This is a genomic window from Streptomyces sp. WM6372 (assembly GCF_001279655.1).
Classification (GTDB): Bacteria; Actinomycetota; Actinomycetes; order Streptomycetales; family Streptomycetaceae; genus Streptomyces.
Genome location: NZ_LGDB01000087.1, coordinates 1 through 813, shown reverse-complemented (window position 1 = coordinate 813; position 813 = coordinate 1). Strand labels below are relative to the sequence as shown.

1 protein-coding gene is annotated in these 813 nt (G+C 68.4%); it reads left to right on the top strand.

Annotation, left to right across the window (positions count from 1 at the left end):
• Positions 1-87: 87 nt before the first annotated feature.
• Entirely contained in the window at positions 88-759 is a 672-nt protein-coding gene (locus ADK52_RS08595) for a DUF4097 family beta strand repeat-containing protein (protein WP_053689178.1), read from the top strand.
• Positions 760-813 lie beyond the last annotated feature (54 nt).

The window sequence follows — 813 nt, the reverse complement described above, 5'->3', positions numbered from 1 at the left end:
TGCGCAACGAAGGCGTTGCGTGATTCTTGAACGCTACGTAGCTTTTCCCTCATCGGAAACATCGAGTGAGTCCAACAGGAGCCTGTCATGCAGAAGTTCGAAACCGCCGCCCCGATCGCCGTCGTTCTCGACGTCGCGGCAGGACGTGTTCAGTTGATCGCCGCGGATCGGGCGGATGTGGCGGTGGAGGTGCGGCCCGCTGATGCGTCGAAGGGGCGTGATGTGAAGGTGGCGGAGCAGGCCACGGTCGAGTTCGTCGATGGTGTGCTGCGGATCGCGACCGCGGTGGCGAAGCACCAGGTGCTGGGTGCTTCGGGGGCGGTGGAGGTGACCGTCCAGCTGCCGGCCGGCTCCCGGGTGGAGGCGAAGGGGGCGGCGGTGGAGTTCCGTGGGGTCGGTCGGCTGGGCGCCGTCGTCTTCGAGGGTGCGCAGGGCGTCGTCAAGGTCGACGAGGCGGAGAGTGCCCGTATCGCGCTCCAGGCGGGTGACGTTTTCGTCGGTCGTCTGGGTGGTCCGGCGGAGGTCAGCACTCAGAAGGGCGACCTCCACATCGGTGAGGCGGTGCGCGGTGCGGTGGTGCTGAGCACCCAGTCCGGTGACATCTCGGTCGGTGCGGCCCGGGGGGTGTCCGCGTCGCTGGATGCCGGGACCTCGTACGGCCGGATCCACAACGCGCTCAACAACACCGACGGCGCCGCCGCCGGCCTGGACATCCGGGCGACCACCGCCTACGGCGACATCACCGCCCGCAGCCTCTGAACCCCGAACACCCCCGAACACCCCCGAAGGAGCACAGCCATGACCAACGCGACC